Origin of the sequence: Haloferax sp. Atlit-12N, assembly GCF_003383095.1 — an archaeon.
In the GTDB taxonomy this organism is placed as follows: Archaea; Halobacteriota; Halobacteria; order Halobacteriales; family Haloferacaceae; genus Haloferax.
In genome coordinates, this window is sequence record NZ_PSYW01000002.1 from 522,319 (window position 1) to 541,324 (window position 19,006).

18 protein-coding genes are annotated in these 19,006 nt (G+C 66.6%); 9 read left to right on the plus strand and 9 right to left on the minus strand.

Annotated features, from left to right (window positions below; translation table 11 throughout):
- Positions 1-76: 76 nt before the first annotated feature.
- Positions 77-478, plus strand: a complete 402-nt coding sequence (locus tag C5B90_RS10970; protein WP_115881450.1) for a VOC family protein — start codon at positions 77-79, stop codon at positions 476-478.
- A gap of 29 nt (positions 479-507) precedes the next feature.
- Here the strand turns inward: C5B90_RS10970 and larC are convergent, their stop codons facing one another.
- Positions 508-2,046, minus strand: coding sequence for a nickel pincer cofactor biosynthesis protein LarC (gene larC / locus C5B90_RS10975; RefSeq protein ID WP_115881452.1), 1,539 nt, complete (start codon positions 2,044-2,046; stop codon positions 508-510).
- Positions 2,047-2,239: 193 nt separating this feature from the next.
- Between larC and C5B90_RS10980 the strand changes: the two genes are divergently transcribed.
- Positions 2,240-4,471, plus strand: a complete 2,232-nt coding sequence (locus tag C5B90_RS10980; protein WP_058566807.1) for a CDC48 family AAA ATPase — start codon at positions 2,240-2,242, stop codon at positions 4,469-4,471.
- Between the two features lie 73 nt (positions 4,472-4,544).
- On the opposite strand, the gene phoU is transcribed toward C5B90_RS10980, so the two are convergent.
- The 5 genes from phoU to C5B90_RS11005 form a co-directional block, all read right to left on the minus strand.
- Positions 4,545-5,225, minus strand: coding sequence for a phosphate signaling complex protein PhoU (gene phoU, locus C5B90_RS10985; protein ID WP_115881454.1), 681 nt, complete (start codon positions 5,223-5,225; stop codon positions 4,545-4,547).
- A 174-nt stretch (positions 5,226-5,399) separates the two neighbouring features.
- On the minus strand, positions 5,400-6,248 hold the full coding sequence (gene pstB, locus C5B90_RS10990) for a phosphate ABC transporter ATP-binding protein PstB (RefSeq protein ID WP_058827680.1): 849 nt from the start codon (positions 6,246-6,248) through the stop codon (positions 5,400-5,402).
- A gap of 51 nt (positions 6,249-6,299) precedes the next feature.
- Positions 6,300-7,928 (minus strand): phosphate ABC transporter permease PstA, encoded by a 1,629-nt coding sequence (gene pstA / locus C5B90_RS10995; protein ID WP_115881456.1) that lies wholly within the window; start codon positions 7,926-7,928, stop codon positions 6,300-6,302.
- Position 7,929: 1 nt separating this feature from the next.
- Positions 7,930-8,889 carry a phosphate ABC transporter permease subunit PstC gene (gene pstC / locus C5B90_RS11000; RefSeq protein ID WP_115881458.1) on the minus strand — a complete coding sequence of 320 codons (960 nt, stop codon included), beginning with the start codon at positions 8,887-8,889 and terminating at the stop codon, positions 7,930-7,932.
- 63 nt (positions 8,890-8,952) lie between these two features.
- The gene (locus C5B90_RS11005) at positions 8,953-9,990 is read right to left on the minus strand and encodes a PstS family phosphate ABC transporter substrate-binding protein (RefSeq protein WP_115881460.1); all 1,038 of its coding nucleotides are present in this window, start codon (positions 9,988-9,990) and stop codon (positions 8,953-8,955) included.
- A 346-nt stretch (positions 9,991-10,336) separates the two neighbouring features.
- On the opposite strand from C5B90_RS11005, the gene C5B90_RS11010 reads away from it, so the two are divergent.
- Complete coding sequence (locus tag C5B90_RS11010) at positions 10,337-11,338, plus strand: phosphate uptake regulator PhoU (protein WP_115881462.1); 1,002 nt, start codon at positions 10,337-10,339, stop codon at positions 11,336-11,338.
- Between the two features lie 163 nt (positions 11,339-11,501).
- Here C5B90_RS11010 and C5B90_RS11015 read toward each other — a convergent pair whose 3' ends face one another.
- A complete protein-coding gene (locus C5B90_RS11015) occupies positions 11,502-11,879 on the minus strand; it encodes a 30S ribosomal protein S8e (protein WP_004969695.1) in 378 nt (125 codons plus the stop codon).
- Positions 11,880-12,008: 129 nt separating this feature from the next.
- On the opposite strand from C5B90_RS11015, the gene C5B90_RS11020 reads away from it, so the two are divergent.
- Entirely contained in the window at positions 12,009-12,455 is a 447-nt protein-coding gene (locus C5B90_RS11020) for a DUF2240 family protein (RefSeq protein WP_058566799.1), read from the plus strand.
- Between the two features lie 79 nt (positions 12,456-12,534).
- On the plus strand, positions 12,535-12,939 hold the full coding sequence (locus C5B90_RS11025; RefSeq protein ID WP_115881464.1) for a hypothetical protein: 405 nt from the start codon (positions 12,535-12,537) through the stop codon (positions 12,937-12,939).
- Positions 12,940-12,959: 20 nt separating this feature from the next.
- Here the strand turns inward: C5B90_RS11025 and C5B90_RS11030 are convergent, their stop codons facing one another.
- Positions 12,960-13,619 carry an HAD family hydrolase gene (locus C5B90_RS11030; protein WP_115881466.1) on the minus strand — a complete coding sequence of 220 codons (660 nt, stop codon included), beginning with the start codon at positions 13,617-13,619 and terminating at the stop codon, positions 12,960-12,962.
- 150 nt (positions 13,620-13,769) lie between these two features.
- Between C5B90_RS11030 and C5B90_RS11035 the strand changes: the two genes are divergently transcribed.
- Complete coding sequence (locus C5B90_RS11035; protein ID WP_115881468.1) at positions 13,770-15,044, plus strand: DNA double-strand break repair nuclease NurA; 1,275 nt, start codon at positions 13,770-13,772, stop codon at positions 15,042-15,044.
- Positions 15,045-15,086: 42 nt separating this feature from the next.
- Here C5B90_RS11035 and C5B90_RS11040 read toward each other — a convergent pair whose 3' ends face one another.
- Positions 15,087-15,500, minus strand: coding sequence for a hypothetical protein (locus C5B90_RS11040; protein WP_008095645.1), 414 nt, complete (start codon positions 15,498-15,500; stop codon positions 15,087-15,089).
- Positions 15,501-15,634: 134 nt separating this feature from the next.
- Here C5B90_RS11040 and C5B90_RS11045 point away from each other — a divergent pair, with 134 nt between their 5' ends.
- From C5B90_RS11045 to C5B90_RS11055, 3 genes are all read left to right on the plus strand, one after another.
- The gene (locus C5B90_RS11045) at positions 15,635-17,596 is read left to right on the plus strand and encodes an ATP-binding protein (RefSeq protein WP_115881470.1); all 1,962 of its coding nucleotides are present in this window, start codon (positions 15,635-15,637) and stop codon (positions 17,594-17,596) included.
- Between the two features lie 105 nt (positions 17,597-17,701).
- Positions 17,702-18,136 (plus strand): universal stress protein, encoded by a 435-nt coding sequence (locus tag C5B90_RS11050; RefSeq protein ID WP_115881472.1) that lies wholly within the window; start codon positions 17,702-17,704, stop codon positions 18,134-18,136.
- A gap of 159 nt (positions 18,137-18,295) precedes the next feature.
- Positions 18,296-18,967: a nitroreductase family protein gene (locus C5B90_RS11055; RefSeq protein ID WP_115881474.1), complete on the plus strand. Its 672-nt coding sequence runs from the start codon at positions 18,296-18,298 to the stop codon at positions 18,965-18,967.
- The last annotated feature ends 39 nt before the right edge of the window (positions 18,968-19,006 follow it).

Sequence of the window (19,006 nt, forward strand, 5' to 3'; positions counted from 1 at the left end):
GATTCGGATTTTTCGCAATCGCCCGGTCGAGCAGTCGGCCGTCTCGATTTATGCCCTCCGGCGACGCGTCTCTCGGATGGACCCGCGAATCACGGTCGTGACGCTCGGCGTTTCGGACCTCGACGAATCGATTCGGTTCTACCGCGACGGCCTCGGCTTACCGCTCCGCGACCGCGACCCGGACAGCGACATCGCGTTTTTCACCCTCGAAGGGACGTGGCTCGCGCTCTACCCCCGCGAGTCGCTCGCCGAGGACGCGACCGTCCCCGCGGACGGAAGTGGTTTCGCGGGCGTCACGATTGCGCACAACGTCGCCGAACAGTCAGACGTGGACGCGGTTCTCGACGCGGCGCACGCGGCGGGCGGCGAGATAGTCAAACCCGCACAGGATGCGTTCTGGGGCGGCTATTCGGGTTACTTTTCGGACCCGGACGGGCATCTCTGGGAGGTCGCGTACCCGCCGTTGACCGAGGAATAATCGAGTCTTGTCGGCGGAGACGGCGGGCCTCACTCGTCGTCGTCGTCCGACACCGCGTCGACGGCGCGGCGCATGACCTCACGGACCGGAAGCCCCGTCTCGTTCGCCACGGCGAGCGCGTCGTCGTACTCTGCGCTTCGGTCGTAGACGACGCCGTCGGCGTCGCTTCCGACCTTGACGCTCACCTCGTAGTCGTCGCCGTCGATAGCGAGCGTCGCCGTTTCGAACTCGCGACGGGCGGTCCAGCGGTGGCCCGCGCCGTGTTCGCGGATTCCGAGCGTGCCGGTCTCGACCGCGAGGCGGTAGGCGACGCGCTCGGCGTCTTCCGGCTTGACGACGACCTTGACGAGGTGGCCGGGGCGGGACTTCTTCATCGTCGTCGGGACGATGGTCACGTCGCGCGCGCCGGCGTCTTTCAGAGTCTCCTGTAGCCCGCCGAGGACTTCGGGCGTCGCGTCGTCGAGGTTCGTCTCGAGGACGGAAATCTCGTCGCGGACGAGCCGCGAACCGCCGTCGCCGACGACCGCGCGGAGGACGTTCGGCCGGTCCGGGAAGTCCCAGCCGCCGGCTCCGTAGCCGGACGACTCGACCGACATCGTCGGGAGCGTCTCGACGCCCTCGGCGAGGTGCGCGAGGATGGCCGCGCCCGTGGGGGTGAGCAGTTCGGCCTCGACGGGGCCGCCGCGGACCGACCAGTCGGCCGCCGCGGTGATGTTGAGGACGGCGGGCGCGGGCACCGGGTAGGTTCCGTGGCTCATCTCGGCCTCGCCGCCGCCGACGGCGACCGGGCCGGTGACGACGCGGTCCACGTCGAGGTCGTCGAGGAGGAGACAGACCCCGACCACGTCGGCGATGGCGTCGTCCGCGCCGACCTCGTGGAAGTGCGTCTCGTCGAGGTCGGTGCCGTGGACCTCGGCCTCGGCCTCGCCGAGCACGCGGAAGATGGCCGTCGCGTCCTCGACGACGCCCGCGGACAGGCCCATCGACTCGACGAGTTCGACGACCTCGGGGAAGGTCCGGTGCGGGCCGTGACCTTCGGCGTGGGTGTGGTCTCCGTGAGAGTGGTGGTGGTCGTGGTCGTGGTCGTCGTGGGAGTGCGAGTGACTGTGTTCGTGGTCATCGTGGGAGTGCGAGTGACCGTGTTCGTGGTCGTCGTGAGAGTGCGAGTGACCGTGGTCGTGCGAATGCTCGTGGTCGTCGTGGTGAGGATGCTCCTCGTCGTGAGCGTAGTCGTGGTGGCGGTACTGGTGCTGGTGGCTGTGCTCGTCTTCGTCGTCGCCGTCAGCGCCGTTGTCGGAATCTCCCCCGTCGTCGCCGTCGGCGCGCAGGCGTCGGTGGTCGTCGTCGTGACCCTCGCCGCGGGGGTCGCCGCCGTCGGTCTCCGGAAGGAGCACGTCGACCTTGGTCGCGAGGATGCCGTTTTTGTCGACCTCGTGGACGCGGTAGGTCACGTCGAGGGCGTCTTCGACGGGCGAGAGGACGGACGGGTCGGCACCGGCGGCGACGAGCGCGCCGAGGAGCATGTCGCCGCTGGCACCCATCCGGCCGTCGAACGCGAGGAGTCGCATGCGTGAACCGTCGTGTTCGAGGGTAAAAACGCCAGCCATCGAGGCGCCGACGCCTGTCCAGTCGGTAGGGATTAGTAGCCGCCCGCCCTACGGTGTGCTAGGCTGTAACCACGGGAGGACGGTGCCTCGGGCCGACCGGGGAAGGACTTATCCGATGGCCTCTCACAGGTATCAGCATCCCCGCGAGGTAATCATGAACGAAGTCCAACTCGAAGTGGCGAAAGCGTACCCGAACGACTCGGGGCGCGGTATCGCCCGTCTTGATCCGGACACCTTGCTCCATCTCAAGCTCTCGCCGGGAGACATCATCGAGATCGAGGGAGGAAAAACGACCGCCGCGAAGGTGTGGCGGGCAGACCGGCAGGACTGGAACACGGATACGGTCCGTATCGACGGGTTCACGCGGCAGAACGCCGACGTGGGCATCGGAGAACGGGTCACTATCCGCAAGGCAGAGGCCACGAAGGCCGACAAACTCGTGCTTGCGCCGCCGGAAGAGGCGAGCGTGCAGTTCGGGTCCGACGCGGCCGGCATGGTCAAACGGCAGATTCTCAAGCGACCCGTGGTCGAACGCGACATCGTCCCGGTGATGTCGAGTACGAACCACCCGTTCATGCGGTCGCCCGGACAGGCGATTCCGCTCATCGCCGTCGAGACGAAGCCGGAGGGCGTCGTCCTCGTCACCGAGGACACCGACGTCGAACTCCGCGAGGAGCCCATCTCCGGCTTCGAGAAGGCCGGCGGCGGCATCACGTACGAGGACATCGGTGGTCTGACCAACGAGATTCAGCGCGTCCGCGAGATGGTCGAACTGCCGATGAAACACCCCCAGATATTCAAGAAACTGGGCATCGAGCCCCCGCAGGGGGTGTTGCTCCACGGGCCGCCGGGCACCGGGAAGACGCTTCTCGCTCGCGCGGTCGCCAACGAGACCTCGGCGAGTTTCTTCTCTATCGCAGGGCCGGAAATTATCTCGAAGTACTACGGCGAGTCCGAACAACAGCTCCGCGAGATATTCGAAGACGCCAAAGAGGAGTCGCCGAGCATCATCTTCATCGACGAGCTCGACTCCATCGCGCCCAAGCGCGAGGACGTGACCGGCGAGGTCGAACGCCGGGTCGTCGCCCAACTGCTGACGATGATGGACGGGCTGGAAGCCCGCGGACAGGTCATCGTCATCGCGGCGACGAACCGCGTCGATTCGGTGGACCCCGCGCTCCGCCGTCCCGGTCGGTTCGACCGCGAAATCGAAATCGGCGTGCCGGACGAGGAAGGCCGCAAGGAAATCCTCCAGATCCACACCCGCGGCATGCCGCTTTCGGACGACGTGGACCTCGACGACCTCGCCGACGACACCCACGGCTTCGTCGGTGCGGACATCGAGGCGCTGACGAAGGAGGCCGCGATGAAGGCGCTGCGGCGCTACCTCCCCGAAATCGACCTCGACAGGGAGGACATCCCGCCGAGCCTCATCGACCGGATGGTCGTCAAGAACGACGACTTCGGCGGCGCGCTCGGCGAGGTCGAACCCTCGGCGATGCGCGAGGTGCTCGTCGAGATTCCGAAGGTCACGTGGAACGACGTGGGCGGTCTCGAAGGGCCCAAACAGAAGGTCCAAGAGAGCGTCGAGTGGCCACTGACGACCCCCGAGAAGTTCCAACGGATGGGCATCGAGGCCCCGAAGGGCGTGCTCCTCTACGGGCCGCCCGGCACCGGTAAGACCCTGATAGCGAAGGCCGTCGCCAACGAGACGAACGCGAACTTCATCTCGGTGCGCGGCCCGCAGCTGCTGTCGAAGTGGGTCGGTGAGTCGGAGAAGGCGATTCGGCAGACGTTCCGCAAGGCGCGGCAGGTCTCGCCGACCATCATCTTCTTCGACGAGCTCGACGCGCTCGCCCCCGCCCGCGGCAACGACATGGGCAACAACGTCTCCGAGCGCGTCGTCAACCAGCTCCTGACGGAGTTAGACGGCCTCGAAGACGCCGGTAACGTCATGGTCATCGCGGCGACCAACCGCCCGGACATGATCGACCCCGCGCTCATCCGCTCGGGCCGGTTCGACCGCCTCGTCCTCATCGGCCAGCCCGCAGAGGAGGGCCGCGAGCAGATTCTCGACATCCACACGCAGCAGAGCCCGCTCGCACCCGACGTGAGCCTCCGCGAAATCGCGGAGATCACCGACGGCTACGTCGGCTCCGACCTCGAATCCATCTGCCGCGAGGCGGCCATCGAGGCGCTCCGCGAGGACTCCGACGCCGAGGAAATCGAGATGCGCCACTTCCGCAAGGCGATGGAGTCGGTCCGGCCGACCATCACCGAGGAACTGATGCGCTACTACGAGGACATCCAAGACCAGTTCAAGGGCGGTTCCCGCGAGGGCCTGTCGCCCGACACCCGCGACGGCGGCCGCATCGGCTTCCAGTAAGCCGGGGGGCGGTCGGTGGCTCTGGTTTTTTAGTTCGCAAAAAAGAAGCGACGCGTCGGGTCGAGACGCGCGCTCAGAACAGCAGCGAGTCGTCGTTGTCTATCATGTAGAGCGTCCGCGCCGCGACGTTGACGGCGTGGTCGCCGATGCGTTCGAGGTCGCGCACCGTCAGCAGGAGTCGGCGCACGTCGACGAGGGCGGTCTCGGGTTCGAGGTCGCCGTCGCCCTCGAAGTCGTCGCCGTTCATGAGGTCGCGGACGATGCTCTGCGACGCGTTGTCACACATCGTGTCGAGGCTGTCGTCGCGCTCCGCCACGGACTGACAGAGGTCGGTGTCTTCGGTCTCGTAGGCGTCCATCGCCTGGTCGACCATGTCGAGTGCGGCGTCGCCGATGCGGCGGATGTCGACTTCGGTGTAGACGTCGTTTTCGGCGTCGATGGCGTACTGCGCGAGGTTGGTCGCGAGGTCGCCGATGCGTTCGAGGTCGGTGATTATCTTGAACGACGCCGCGATGAACCGCAGGTCGCCCGCGACCGGCTGTTGGAGCGCGAGCAGGTCGATGCAGTCCTGCTCTAAGTCGAGGTAGATGCGGTTGATTTCGTGGTCGCCCTCGATGACTTCCTGTGCCTTCCGCTCGTCTTTGTCTTCGAGCGCGTCGAGGGCGTGCCGAACTCGCTCCGAGACGAGTTCGCTGAGATACAACACGTCCTCTTCGAGCTGATTGAGGCGAGATTGGTACGTGTTTCTGGCCATACGTGACGTTCCGGCAGGCGAAGTGAAATTCCTTGTGATGGTTTCGGTGGTCGACTCGCCGATACGTCCTGAACGACCGTGTCCGATACGCGACGCCGGAACGTGGGCGTCGAGTCGGCGGTGCGAACCGAGCGTAGCACAAAACGAGCCGCGAGCCTCGCGAGCGAGAACGAGTTATCCGAACTTACCGGTGATGTAGTCTTCGACGCGCTGGCTCTCGGGGTTCTCGAAGATTTTCTGGGTGTCGTCGAACTCGACGAGTTCGCCGCCGGTGAGGAAGACGGCGGTCTTGTCGGAGATACGCGCCGCCTGTTGCATGTTGTGGGTGACGATGACGACGGTGTAGTCCTCGGCGAGTTCCTCGACGAGGTCTTCGATCTGCGAGGTCGCCACGGGGTCGAGCGCCGATGCGGGCTCGTCCATGAGGAGTACCTCGGGGTCGGTGGCGATGGCGCGGGCGATACAGAGACGCTGTTGTTGGCCGCCGGAGAGGTCGAGACCGGACTCGTGGAGGCGGTCTTTCACCTCGTCCCAGAGGGCGGCGCGCTTGAGCGACTCCTCGACGACCTCGTCGTAGTCGGCGTCGATACCCTGAATCTTCAGCCCGTAGACGACGTTCTCGTAGATGCTCTTCGGGAACGGGTTCGGCTTCTGGAACACCATGCCGACGCGGCGGCGGAGCGCGACGGGGTCGACGTCGTCGTCGTAGACGTTCTTGCCGCGGAGCGTGAGTCCCCCTTCGACGCGGGCGACGTCGATGAGGTCGTTCATGCGGTTGATACAGCGGAGGAACGTGGACTTCCCGCAGCCAGAGGGACCGATCATGGCGGTCACGCTGTTCTCGGGGATGTCCATCGAGATGTCGGTGAGCGCGTGGTCGTCACCGTACCAGACGTTGATGTTATCCGAGCTGATGACGGTCTCGGCGTCCCGCCCCACCGAACTCTCCGACGCAGAGAGCCCGTCGCTCACGTCGGTTTCGACGAGCATCTCGTCGTTCGTCGGGTCCTCTGTTCCGTTCATGGCTTGCTGTTCTCCCTCGGGTGCTTTGTCTCTTTGGCTCATTGGTGGTGTTCAGTTTTCACTTTCGAACTTGTTGCGCAGGACGATGGCGATGGAGTTCATGGCGAGGAGGACCGCCAGGAGGACGACGACGCCCGCCGGGACGGCCTTCGTGTAGAAGTCCTCGCTGGCGAACAGGCTGGACCACGCGTACACCTGCAGGGGCATCGCGCTCACTTTCGAGGAGAGCTCCGTCGGCAGGTTGAAAAGCACGTTCGGCGCGCCGATCATGATGAGCGGCGCGGTCTCGCCGATGGCCCGGCCGAGCGCCAGGATGGTCCCGGTCAGGATGCCGGGGAACGCCTCCGGGAGGACGACGTTCTTCACGGTCTGCCAGCGCGTCGCGCCCATCCCGTATGACGCCTGCCGCATGTCGCCGGGCACGGCCCGAATCGCCTCGCGTGAGGAGATGATGACGATGGGCAGGATGAGGAGCGCGAGCGTCGCGCCGCCGATGAGGACCGTCCCCGTCGGCTGGCCGAGATAGGTGACGAACACGCCGAGTCCGAGCAGCCCGTAGACGACCGAGGGGACGCCGGCGAGGTTCGAGATGTTCACGTCGATGAATCGGGTGAAGGCGTTGTCGGGGGCGTACTCTTCGAGGTACACCGCCGCGCCGACGCCGAGCGGGAACGAGAGGGCGGCGACCGTTGCCATCAGCAGGATGGAGCCGCCGATAGCCGGGTAGAGGCCGGCGTTCTCCGCGGTCCCGCTGTGGGCGCTCGTGAGGAACTGCCAGTCGACCCACGACTGCGGGCCGGCGAAGCCGAGCGCGTCGACCGCGAACGCGCCGACGAGCGACCCGCCGACGACGACGCCCGCGAGCAGGAGGCCGATTCGCTCCTGTTCACGGGTGACCGCCGCGCCGCCGGCGTAGGCCAGCGTCGGGACGAACGCGACCGACGTGACGACGGCGGCGGCGTTGGCGTCGACGCCGAGCATCGGGCCGACGACGGCCGCGAGACCGGTCAAGACGAGCGCCGACGCGCCCGCTGCGAGTCCCGCGGTGGTGTCTTCGCGGATGCGGGCGACGTACTGACCGACGACGACCGCGGCCACGCCGCCGAGGACGAGCGTCAGAATCATCCAGTCGGCCGGGACCACGGGGAGTTGGCGAACGATTTCGGGGATGCTGTGGAAGTACCCCGGAACGCCGACGAGCGACAGGATGAACGCGGCACCGGTCGCGGCGACGCGAAGGGTGAACGGAATCTGCTGTTCGTACTTCGTCAGGACGACGACGAGCGCCGCCGGAACGAGGAGGCCGACGACGTACGACAGACCGGTCAGCGGCGGAATGATATCGACGAAGACGATGGCGACGCCCCCGCTGAACAGCAGGAACACCGCGAGCATCCCGACGACCATCCCGCCGAGCTTGAGCGCCGGGACGTTCCGGCGGGCGAGATACCCACCGACGACGGTCGTGGGGGCGACGAGCGTCAGGAAGAAGGTGAGGTGCCAACCGAGGTCCGCGGTGAGCGGGCGAATCGCGTCGTTGGCGACGTAGACGAGGAGGACGGCGAGCGTGACGATGCCGAACATCGTCGCGGCCAACAGCAGGTACCGGAAGACGGTCCCGGTCGTTCGACTGACCTGTCCGAAGCCGTCGATGTAGCTGGAGTCGGTGTCGGTCGACATCTCAGTACGCCTCCCGGTAGCGTCGCGAGACGTAGTCGCTGATGACGTTCATGATGAGTGTGATGACGAAGAGCACGAGGCCGATGGCGAACAGGCTGCGATAGGCCAGCCCGCCGCCGGTGATGTCACCGGTGAGAAGCTGGACCATCGCGGCGGTCATGGGCAGCGCGCCTTCGAGATACGACGCGGGGTTCAGCGGATTGAGGAACTTCGCCTGCGCGCCCGCGGCGACGGTGACGGCCATCGTCTCGCCGATGGCGCGCGAGAGCGCGAGGATGAAAGAGGAGAAGATACCGGAGAGCGCGGCGGGGACGACGATGCCGGTCGACACGTCGAACTTCGTCGCGCCCATGCCGTAGCCCGCCTGTCGGAGTTCGTCGGGGACGGCGGACATCGCGTCCTCGCTGATGGAGGCGACCATCGGGATGATCATGATGCCGACGACGATGCTCGCAGAGAGCATGTTGAACGTCCCGATGCTGGGGAAGACGACTTCCAGCGCCGGCGTGATGTAGATGAGCGCGAAGAAGCCGTAGACGACGGTCGGGACGCCGGCGAGGATTTCCAGCGCGGGTTTGAGAATCGAGCGCGCCTGTGCGCTCGCGTACTCGCTGAGATAGATGGCGGTGGCGACGCCGAGCGGGAGCGCGATGACGGCCGACCCGATGGTGACCATCAGCGTCGCCGACACGAGCGCCAGCACGCCGAACTCTTGGCTGTGTATCTGCCACGTGGTTCCGGTGAGGAAGTCGACGATGGACGCCGTCTCCCCCGCGACTCCCATCAGCGGGGCTGTCAGCGTGAAGAACTTGGACGCCTCCGTGATGAGAAGGCCGACGATACTGAGGGTCGTCACGACGGACAACGCCGCGCACAGGAAGAAGAACGACCGCGTCAGTAGCTCACGCGGCGCGTTCTCCGTGTTCCGCGTGAGGTCGGTTTCGAGGTCATCTGTGCTCATTGGTTGGATTGAATCGTGGTGTATGAAAAAGCGCTTCGTTAGCCTATTCTGTCGAGGAAGTGGTTAGTTAGCTTCCTCGATGGCGGCGTTGAGGGTGTCGAGCATCTCCTGTTGCTCGTCTTCGCCGAGCGGGACGTAGCCGACCTCGTCGGCGACGATTTCGCGACTGGTGGAGTTCTCCATCCAGTAGCGGGCGAACTCCGCGACGTGTTCCTCCGCGAGCGACTCGCGGGCGGGGTAGGTAAACAGCGGGCGGGAAAGCGGGTTGTACTCGCCGGACAGCGCGGTGTCGAGCGACGGTTCGACGAATTCGCCGGCGTCGTTCTCGATGGGGACGGCCTGGACGGCGTCGGTGCTCTCGCTGTAGTACGCGAATCCCATGTAGCCGATGGCGTACTCGGAGCCCTGGACGCCTTGGATGATGGTGCGGTCCTGCTCGGTCGCGGAGTAGTCCTGACGGTGGCCCGGACCCTCCTCGCCGAGGATGGCCTCGATGAAGTAGTCGTAGGTACCGGAGGCGTCGGTGGGACCGTAAATCTCGATTTCCTCATCGGGCCACTCGGAGTTGACGTCCGACCACGTCGTCGGCGTCGACTCGGCCGAGAAGATGGTCTGGAGTTGCTCGACGGTGAGGCCCTCGCCGAGGAAGTCGTTGTCGTTGTTGACGATGACCGTCAGCGCGTCGGTGGCGACCTTGAGTTCGACGGGGGTCACGTCGTTGTTCTCACACTGCGTCTCTTCTTCGCCCTTGATGGGGCGGGAGGCGTTGTTGAAGTCGGTCTGACCCGTACAGAAGTAGTTCGCGAAGCCGCCACCGGAGCCGGTGGACTGGAGGTTGATGTTGACCTCGGAGTGCTCGGTCTGGAAGCGCTCGCCCATCGCGGTTGCGAGCGGGAACACCGTCGAGGAGCCGGCGATGTCGATGGTTCCCGAGAGCTCGTTGCTCCCGTCACCCGACGAGTCCTCTCCCTCGGAGTCGCCGCCGGAGCCACCGTTGTCGGTGTTGTTCTCCGTACACCCGGCGAGTCCAGCGAGACCGGCCGCGCCCGAGGCAATCAGGAACTTACGCCGCGAAAGACCGCTGTCCGAGTTACGCGTCATCGATTTTGACGAGCCGATTTTGTCGTAAATACCCTGCTATGACGACTATATAGTGGTACGTTCCGGTATGTCCACAACGATTGATAACGTGTGACAAGAACGGGACGAAATCGACGAAAGCAGCCGATTGTTCCATTCGCGGCCGTCTCGTGCGTGGACTTTCCCCGACGTGTCAGGAAACGCAGGACGCACGGGCCGACTGGGACGACGCAAAACAACTACTGAGTGGGCAGTGTTTCGAGCCCGAATCGGCACGAGTCACGTTCGGTTTCGCCCATCACATAAAATACGTCTTCAATATATAGAGATAGACAGTTTTATTGTGTATTGAGAACCACCCACGGACATGGTCGAAACCCGAAAGGTGCAGGTGACGGGCGGTTCCACCTACACCGTCTCGATTCCCAAAGATTGGGCGACGGACAACGGCGTCTCGGCGGGGAGCGAAGTCGAGTTCTATCCGGAGGGCGACTCGCTGTTCTTGACGCCCCGTTCGGAAGAAGAACGCACTGAGGGAACCCTCGACATCGCGACCCTCGAAGGCGACGAGCTCACGCGCGCCGTCATGACGATGTACGTGAGCGGGTTCGACATCATCGCGCTGGAGAGTTCGCGCATCACGACCGACCAGCGGCGGACCATCCGCGAGGCGACCCAGAGCCTCGTCGGCCTCGAAGTGCTCGAAGAGACGCGCGACCGGGTCGTCATCCGCGACCTACTCGACTCCTCCGAACTCTCCATCCACAACGCGGTCACCCGGATGCGACTCATCTCGCTTTCGATGCTCGAAGACGCCATCGCGGCCATCGCCGAGCAGGACGACGACATGGCCCGCGACGTCATCCAGCGCGACGACGACGTCGACCGCCTCTGGATGGTCGTCTCCCGCATCTTCCGCGCGACGCTCCGGACCCCGAAGGCCGCCGAGGAACTCGGCCTCCCCCGCGAAATCTGCTTCGACTACCAGTCCGCCGCCCGGCAACTGGAGCGCATCGGCGACCACGCGACCAAAATCGCCCACCTCTCGTTGAACTTCGAAGAGCCCGTCGACGGCGAAATCGTCGAGGCGATTCAAGAGCTGTTCGAGGAGACCGAAAGCGTCGTCAACGGCGGCATGGACGCGCTGTTCGCCGAGGAGAGCGACGAAGCGAGCCGCCTCGCCAACGAGTCCCGCGAGGCCGTCCAGGCCATCGACGCGAGCGCCCGCGGCATCGACGAACTCCTCCGTGGTCTCGACCCGGCCCGCGCGCAACTGCTCGGCCTCATCGTCGACTCCGTCTCCCGGAGCGCCGACTACGGCGGCAACATCGCCGAGACGGCGCTTCAGAAGGCCGCGCCGACGCCCTGACCGGCCGACCGACTCGCTGACAGCGGCTCGTCGCACGGTTCGATTCAGTATCGTCCGGTCTCGTTTTCGACTTCGACCGAACCACGCCCGCGAGCGACGGCCGCGGGGCTCACGGGGGTAAAACAGTCGAACCGCGTCGAAACGACGACGCGGGGAGAGAAACTTACTCTTCGTCGACGACGACGGCGTTGACCTGTCCGTCCTGGCCGGGGCGGGAGGTGACGCGGGCGCGGCCGGCGCTCGTGTCGATGATGGAGCCCTTCGTGATGATGTTCCGGCGGGCGTAGTTGACGTTCGACGGGTTGTCGACGACGCCTTCGATGTCGGCCTGCGTCACGTCGGCACCGTCGGCGACCTGCGCGACGTTCGTCGAGAGCGCGCGGAGCTTCTCGTTGTTACCGCGGGAGTCGATGATCTGGAACCGGGGCTCGCCGACCGTCGTGGCGGCGGGTTCGCGGCCCAGCTGGTATCGCTTCTTGTTTCGGGACGGCTTGCGCCGACCGCCGGTCCGCTTCCGCTTGGAGCGTCCTTGGTCCTTCATACGGGGTAAAAACCTCGGTGACTACTTGAATCGCTCGAATCGACGCTCGCCGAAGACGGGTGCCACCACGTCTCTCGGGGCCGAAGGCAACGCAAACCGTTTAGTTCGCCCGCGCCCGCCGTCGAACCGATGAGTCTCGACGTCACCGTCGCCGTCCCCTTCCGGCAACACGGCTCGACCCGCCTCGGCGAGGGCGAGTTCGTCGTCGCCCTGTCGCTCGACCGCGACTGGTTCTCCCCGGACCAGGCGAAGCGCCTCATCGACCTCGCCGCGGGTCGCGGCCTCGTCGAGCGCGACGACGGCGAGGTCGTCGCGACGTTCGACCCCGCCGGCGTACAGATTCCCGAGGAGTTCGAACCCGACGCCTCCGTCCTCCGCGAGCAGTCGGCGTTCGAGCAGATTCTCGACGCCTGCGTCGCCGCCGGCATCGAAAAACAGGCCGCCGTCGCCGGCATCAACGAGCGACAGTCCCGCCTCGGCGTCACCGCCGAGGCCGCCGCGGTCCTCTTCGCGCGCGCGAACGACGTGAACGTGGACGACGCGGCCGAGAAAGCAAAGCGGTCGCTGGCCGAGTAGCGCCGTCCCGTTTTTCTGCGCCCGTCGTCTCCCCGCCGCGAAGCGACACCCCGAAACCGTCCGGGCGCGAACGCCCGGCATGGTCGTCGATTCGCTCTCCGACGGGACACGCATCGCTCAACTGCTCGCCTCGGAGGTCACGGGCCACGAGGACGCCTTTTCTGTTCTCTCCGTCGTCGATTCCGACCCCGACGTGGAACCGACCGACGACGGCGCGCTCGCCTACGCGGTCGCCGCCGACGGCGAACGCATCGCCGAGGTGTACGTCCAACCGGACCGCGCCCGCATCGAGTTCATCGCCCACCCCGACGTGACCGCCGAGGCCGCGTCCGAGGAGGGCCTTCGCGTGCGCCCGAAGGCGGTCCGCCCGCCGCGGACGCTCGTGTTCGTCGAGGACGGCGCGCAGGTGAAGTGGACGCTCCCGGCGTTCCGCGCGCTGGTCGCGGCGCTCGAAGCCGGAGACCGAGACGAAGACGAAGAATAGACGCTCGTCGCGCGACCGGTTCAGAGGTCCGCGACGAGTTCAGGAAGCGCCGTCGGCAGGTCGTCGTGGTGAATGTGGGCGACCGCCCGCGGGTCGGGGTCGTCACAACCCTCGCCGAGTACCTGCACTGGGAGCATCCCGGCGTCGTGCGCGCCGGCGATGTCGTGGTGGACACTGTCGCCGACGTAGACGGTCTCCTCGGGTTCGGTTCCGAGCTCGTCGAGCAGGGCTTCGAACGCCCGCTTGTCCGGCTTTCCGGCGGGGAGCGCCCCGGTCACGAGCGCCGTGTCGAAGTGGTCGCGCCACCCGAGTTTGTCGATTTTTGCCTCCTGGGCCACGACCGGCCCGTTGGTGAGGAGGCCGACGCGGTAGGTCGTCCGCAGGCCGGCGAGCATCGCCTCGACGCCCTCGACGGGGACGACCGCGTCGGTGATTCGTTCTCTGTACGCCGTCGCGACGTGCTCCGGGTCGACGGGAGAGCCGTGCTCGTCGAGGAGCGTCTCGAAGATGGGCGCGCGGGTCTCGCGCGTGAGGTTCTCTTGGTGTGCCCGGAGATACGCCTCTCGGGTCAACGGGGGCGCGCCCGCCGCCGCCGCCGCCTCCGAGAGAATCGTCTCGCGGTCCCGCGTCGGGACCGCGAGTGTGTAGTCGAGGTCGAACCCGACCGCGCTGACAGACATCGTCGGTGAAGCGTTGGCAACGGAGCGGTATGAGCGTGCCGGGACCTGTCGAGGGGGCGACCCGTGCCGTGCCGGCTCGCTGCGGGCCAGTCCAAACGACCGCCCACCGACGACGACAACCACTATACCCGTCGGCGACGACGCCGAGATATGACCCTCGACCCCGTCCACGTGGACGACATCGCGTCCATGGCGAGTTCCATCGCTGACTCGGTCGACGACGCCGACTACGACGACCTCGCGCGGACGGTCTGGGAATCGTGGCTCGACCCCCTCGAATCGCCCGACGGAGGACTCCCAATCGTCGAACCGCTCGGCGAACAGCGCCTCCACGCCGCCGATATCGACGACGTCGCGCTCACGGAGTCGCCGTTTCCGACCGTCCACGGCCTCGACTCGGGGACCATCAACCCGACGACGTTCAAAAACGGGCTCGTCCTCGACGTGGCTCACGCCGCGATGGCGTCCGAGCCGTCCGACCTCGACCTCCACCGCCACCGCTCTATCGTCATGGCGGCCCACACCCACGACCCGGTCCAGTTTTTCGACACCGACGAGTGGCTCCAGTCCGACGAGGGTTACGGCCGCCGGCGCGTGCTGAGCGTCCCGCGAGTCAACCGCTACGCCGAGGGCGTCGTCCACGCGCTCGCGCTCTACCTCGCCGAGAGCGCCCACGCGCTCGAACACGCCGACGCCGTCTCCGACCTGCTCATCCTCGACGGGCCGGTGTACCCGAAAGAGCTCCTGAACTGGCGCGACCGCGACGCCGAGCTGAAAGACCTCGCGCGCGACGCGAAGCCGAAGGCCGTCGTGGAGAACTACATCCGCCTCGTCGAGCGCTTCGTCGAGCGCGACGTGCCGCTCGCCGGCTTCGTGAAGAACCCCGGCGCGAAACACGTCGTCCGCACGGTCAGGAAACAGCTCGACGGGAGCGACGCCGGCAGGCGGCCGTGGGTCGACGACGCCGCCTTCTTCGTCAACCTGCTCGAACGCCGGGAGGGTCCCGACGGCGACGAGCGCCGCACCGAGGAACTCACGTTCACGAGCTGGTTCGCCTCGCGCGGCGGGTCGGACCGCCAACTGAGCGCCGAGGGCGAGGCGTTCGGCATCGAGCGCGCCCTCGACCCCGAGGCGTACACGGTGACGTTCTTCGTGCTGTACGACCCCCGAACCGACGTGTGCTACCGGGTCGAAGCGCCCTACGCGTTCACGAAGGACCCCGACCGACGCGCCGACCTGATGCACCACGTCGTCCGCGACGTGGCCGCCACGCGCGGGCCGCCGCTGGCGGTCGAGAAGGCCGACGAACTCGCGCGGGTGAGCATCGGCGAGAAGGCCGCGCTCAGACGAAAGCTCTCGGAGAAACTCGACTCTGACCAGATGAAGAGCTACGACAATATCCGCTGGGTCGACGCCGACGAGTAAGAGTAGCGCGACCGAGGAGCGCGCCTCGGCGGTCGACCGCCCTCAGAGCGACGCGTCGCCCTCGGGAGAGCCTTCGTCGGCGGAGCGGTCCGCCGCGTCCGGCTGTTCGTCCTCCGGCGTCCCTTCCTCTTCGGGCCTGACGACCTCGACTCGTACGTCGTCGGCGGAGACGCCGACCCGCGCGAACTGCGTCTTGACGTGTTCTTTCGCGGCCGACAGCGCCTGCTCGCGGGTGTCGAAGCCGCGGGGAAGCGGCGTGTCGAAGGCGACCCGAATCGTCCGGCCGTCGATTTCGGTCTCCGAGCCGCCGCTTTCGACCTCGTAGAACTCGTCGCAGACCCAGACGTAGGGCGCGTCCTCGTCCGGCGCGCCGCGGTAGGTCGGCGCTTGCTCCCCCCGTTCGAATATCGTACCGGTGAGTGCCGTGCCGCCGCCGTGACCGCGGACCAATAACATAGCCGGGCTAGGGGCGCGACACGGAAAAGTCGTACGCGACGGCCCGAAACCGCGGGATACGGGACCGACCGACACGGGACCGAGAGCCGTCGCCGACGCGTGGCTTTTTACTCGCCGCCCGCAAGCGTTGGAACATGACCGATTTGGGGGATTTCAGCGACTTCGCCGGCGACGACCCCGACGACTCGTCCGACGCGGACCGAGACGAGCCGACCGCTGACGCCACCGGAAACGGGCGCTCCGCGCGTTCCGCATCCGCCTCGGAAACCGAGAGCGCGACCGCCGCGAGTTCGGCCGACGGTGACGGCGTCGATGCCGACCGCGACGACCGCGACGGCGGCGATTCGACCGACGTGACCACCGCGACCGACGACGCGGACGACCTGCAGTTCGACGAGTACGACGCCGACCCCGTCGGCGACGAGCGGGGCGTCGGCGCGATTGCGGTCTCGCAGGGCCTCCGCGTGTCGGAGGACCCGGAGCGGACGGCGCTCCGGGCGTTCGTGACGGCGGGCAACCGCGAGCGCGTCCGCCTCGGCAAGTACCTCATCGTCCCCTACCCGGACGACGAACTGCTGTTCTGCCGCATCGTCGGGCTGGAGTACGCCCAGGAGTTTCAGGCCGACGACGCGACCGAGATTCACGCCCGCCGGGCGATGCGCCGACCGGCCGACGAGTTCGAGGAGCGCGATTTCAAGTTCATGGCCGAACTCGAACCCATCGCCGTCCTGTTTTCCGACCGCGGCGAACTCAAGCGCCGGATGGTCGACCGCGTGCCGAAACCGCAGGCGACGGTCGGCGAGGCTACCGACGCGACGCAGATTAAGACCGGGCTGAAGATTCCCGAAGAGGGCGTCTTTCTCGGCCATCTCTCCGTCGGCGGCGAGAAGGTCCGAACCGCGGCCCGGCCGCCGACTATCGACTACCGACTGAACGACGACTACACCGACGGCGACCCGCTCGTGTTCCGCCACACGCTCGTCGCCGGCGGCACCGGGTCGGGCAAGACCCACGCCTCGAAGAACATCCTGCGGCAGTACCTCTCGCAGGAGCGGAGCTACGAGATGGACGACGGCCGCGAGGTCCAGACCGCGGTCGTCCAGTTCGACCCGCAGGACGAGTACGCCCAGATGCACGACGACAACCCGGACATGGACGCCGAGACGGCCCGACAATACGAGCGCGAGGGCGTCGCCCACGGCGGCCACGACGACACCGTCGCGCTCGTCCCGAAGATGGCCGGGTCGTCGTACCCCGGCGCGAACCACCGCGCCGAGCAGTTGGAGTTCACCATCCCCTTCTCGATGGCGCGGGACCTCCCGTGGCTCGTCGCCGGCAGCAGCCTCAACGACAACCAGTACCCGGCGCTCACCGAACTCCTGAACCGATTCTTCCGGAACTACGGCGATTCGGGGACGTACAAGCAGTTCCTCCAGTTCCTCGACGACCCGGCGCTGAAAGAGGAACTCCACGAGTCGGGGCGAGTCCACGAGGCCACCTTCGACGCGGTGAAGCGCCGAGTTCGCGGCGTGCCGAGCGGCGTGTTTGACCAGGACGCCCGGCCGATAACCGAACTCGACCACGAACTCGTCCGGCCCGGCGGGCTGACGGTCGTGCCGACCTACCATCTCTCGTCGAGTCGGGCGAAGGAGCTGTTCGTCCTCGCGGTGTCGGCGCTGCTCATCGATGACAAACTCTCGAACGACCCGTCGAGCGACCGCATCAAGGAGACGCCGGTCGTCCTCGGGATGGACGAGGCGCACAACTTCCTCACAGACGCCGACACCGTACAGGCGCGGAAGGTCATCCAGAAGTTCACCGAGGCGGCGAAACAGGGCCGAAAAGAGCGCCTCGGTCTGTTCCTCATCACGCAGGACCCACAGGACATCGCCGACCCGGTGTTCAAGCAGGTGAACACGAAGGTCGTGCTCAACCTCGGCGACGAGGACGCCATCAAGAGCGTCAACATCCCGCCGAATCTCGAAGACAAGGTGCCGTACATGGAGAAGGGCCAGATGGTCGTCTACTCGCCCGACAACTCCGAACCCGTCGAACTGACGGGGCTTTCGACCTGCGTGACGCGACACGGCGACTGAGTACCCGGAACGCCCCGCACCGTCCGTCGCAGGCGACCGGGTCGCGGTTGTCCCGGCCCGCGCCCGCCGGGCGGATTTTTAGCCCGCGGCCGAGTAGGCCGCGGTATGGCCGAACACGTGCTCGTTCCGACCGACGGGTCGCCGCAGTCAGTCGCCGCGGTCCGCTTCGCCGCCACGGAGTGGCCGGACGCGGAACTCACGCTTTTGAACGTCATCAATCCCGCCGACGCCGACTATCGAGAACGGGCGCTCAGCGGCTCCGAAGAGTGGTTTCAAGCGGAGAAACGGAAGGCGAGAGAGACGTTCGCCGAGGTGAAAGCAGAGGTGGGACTCGTCGACACCGACAGGACGATCACCGACCGCATCGAGGTCGGCAGTCCTCAGAAGCTCATCGTCGAGGTGCTGGACGGCGACGACGCCGACTACGACCACGTCGTGATGGGGAGCCACGGCCGCACCGGCGTCTCGCGCATCCTGCTCGGGAGCGTCGCCGAAGAGGTCCTCCGCCGGTCGCCCGTGCCCGTGACCATCGTCAGGTGAGCCACGGCGGACGGACGCCACCGAAGCCGTATCTCCCGCAATGCAGTAACACCGGCGTCACCCGGTCGCGCGACGACACGAGAACTGCGAGCACACCGGAATCGGCGGATTCGCCCGGATTGCAACGCCCTATTTGTGTGCCGTTCCTCGCGGGAACCGATGGAATTCGCAGCGGTCGCGACGACCCGTCGCTCGGTCCACGACTACGCCGACGAGTCGCTCGACGACGAGACCCTCCAGACGATATTCGAAAACGCCGTGCAGGCCCCGTCGAGCTACAACCTCCAGCCGTGGGAGTTCGTCGTGCTGCGCGAAGACGAGACACAGCAGGCGCTCCGCGAGGCGGCCTACGACCAAGAACACGTCACCGGTGCCGCCGCGTCGGTCATCGTGCTCGGCAACAAGGACCCCGAGGCCCACGCCGAGACCGTCACCGACGACATGCTGGAGAAGGGCTACCTGCCGAACGAGGAGGTCCGCGACGGCATCCTCGACAACATCGCCGGCATGGCCGACCTCCCCGAACAGGAGCGCCGCGTCTGGACCGTTCGCTCGACGTCGCTGGTCGTGATGTCGCTCATGTACGCCGCGTGGGACGAAGGCGTGGCCACCTGTCCCATCGGCGGCTTCGACGCCGACGCCGTCCTCGACGCGTTCGACATCGACGGCGAGCAGTACGAACCCGTGATGCTCCTGACGATGGGCATCCCCGCCGACGACGCCGACGAGTTGCAGGCGGAGCGCAAGTACCGCCGCCCCGTCGACGAGGTCGTCCACTTCGAGGGCTTCGAGTCCGAACAGTCGGCCGAACCGGCGCCCGCCGACGACTGAGACAGCCGTAACTGACGAATCGCGTTTAGCCCTCTTACG

Excerpts from the sequence above, each read along its gene's own strand:
- C5B90_RS10970 (WP_115881450.1), top strand. The coding sequence starts at position 77 with ATGGACCCGCGAATCACGGTCGTGACGCTCGGCGTTTCGGACCTCGAC.
- larC (WP_115881452.1), bottom strand. The coding sequence starts at position 2,046 with ATGCGACTCCTCGCGTTCGACGGCCGGATGGGTGCCAGCGGCGACATG.
- C5B90_RS10980 (WP_058566807.1), top strand. The coding sequence starts at position 2,240 with ATGAACGAAGTCCAACTCGAAGTGGCGAAAGCGTACCCGAACGACTCG.
- phoU (WP_115881454.1), bottom strand. The coding sequence starts at position 5,225 with ATGGCCAGAAACACGTACCAATCTCGCCTCAATCAGCTCGAAGAGGAC.
- pstB (WP_058827680.1), bottom strand. The coding sequence starts at position 6,248 with ATGAACGGAACAGAGGACCCGACGAACGACGAGATGCTCGTCGAAACC.
- pstA (WP_115881456.1), bottom strand. The coding sequence starts at position 7,928 with ATGTCGACCGACACCGACTCCAGCTACATCGACGGCTTCGGACAGGTC.
- pstC (WP_115881458.1), bottom strand. The coding sequence starts at position 8,889 with ATGAGCACAGATGACCTCGAAACCGACCTCACGCGGAACACGGAGAAC.
- C5B90_RS11005 (WP_115881460.1), bottom strand. The coding sequence starts at position 9,990 with ATGACGCGTAACTCGGACAGCGGTCTTTCGCGGCGTAAGTTCCTGATT.
- C5B90_RS11010 (WP_115881462.1), top strand. The coding sequence starts at position 10,337 with ATGGTCGAAACCCGAAAGGTGCAGGTGACGGGCGGTTCCACCTACACC.
- C5B90_RS11015 (WP_004969695.1), bottom strand. The coding sequence starts at position 11,879 with ATGAAGGACCAAGGACGCTCCAAGCGGAAGCGGACCGGCGGTCGGCGC.
- C5B90_RS11020 (WP_058566799.1), top strand. The coding sequence starts at position 12,009 with ATGAGTCTCGACGTCACCGTCGCCGTCCCCTTCCGGCAACACGGCTCG.
- C5B90_RS11025 (WP_115881464.1), top strand. The coding sequence starts at position 12,535 with ATGGTCGTCGATTCGCTCTCCGACGGGACACGCATCGCTCAACTGCTC.
- C5B90_RS11030 (WP_115881466.1), bottom strand. The coding sequence starts at position 13,619 with ATGTCTGTCAGCGCGGTCGGGTTCGACCTCGACTACACACTCGCGGTC.
- C5B90_RS11035 (WP_115881468.1), top strand. The coding sequence starts at position 13,770 with ATGACCCTCGACCCCGTCCACGTGGACGACATCGCGTCCATGGCGAGT.
- C5B90_RS11040 (WP_008095645.1), bottom strand. The coding sequence starts at position 15,500 with ATGTTATTGGTCCGCGGTCACGGCGGCGGCACGGCACTCACCGGTACG.
- C5B90_RS11045 (WP_115881470.1), top strand. The coding sequence starts at position 15,635 with ATGACCGATTTGGGGGATTTCAGCGACTTCGCCGGCGACGACCCCGAC.
- C5B90_RS11050 (WP_115881472.1), top strand. The coding sequence starts at position 17,702 with ATGGCCGAACACGTGCTCGTTCCGACCGACGGGTCGCCGCAGTCAGTC.
- C5B90_RS11055 (WP_115881474.1), top strand. The coding sequence starts at position 18,296 with ATGGAATTCGCAGCGGTCGCGACGACCCGTCGCTCGGTCCACGACTAC.